General features: G+C 74.0%; 1 pseudogene. It reads right to left on the reverse strand.

Annotation, left to right across the window (positions count from 1 at the left end):
• Positions 1-396: pseudogene (locus tag UK12_RS33345) on the reverse strand (polyketide synthase); the annotation flags it as partial.

Below are 396 nucleotides of genomic sequence, written 5' to 3' on the forward strand. Positions count from 1 at the left end.
GGAGACGCCGGCCCGGCGCGGCCGGTCGGACCGCGGCCACGCCCGCTGCTCGGTCAGCAACTCCACCGCCCCCGCCGACCAGTCCACATGACGCGACGGCCGGTCCACATGGAGCGTCCGCGGCAGCACCCCCTGCCGCATCGCCATCACCATCTTGATCACACCCGCGACACCCGCCGCCGCCTGCGCATGACCGATGTTCGACTTCAACGACCCCAGCCAGAGCGGCTCCACCCGGTCCCGGCCGTACGTCGCCAACAACGCCCGCGCCTCGATCGGATCACCCAGCGCGGTCCCGGTGCCGTGCGCCTCCACCGCGTCCACGTCCGCACCCGACAGACCCGCCGACGCCAGCGCGTCACGGATCACCCGCTCCTGCGACGGCCCGTTCGGGGC

The sequence above is a fragment of the Saccharothrix sp. ST-888 genome (genome assembly GCF_000955975.1).
GTDB lineage: Bacteria > Actinomycetota > Actinomycetes > Streptomycetales > Streptomycetaceae > Kitasatospora.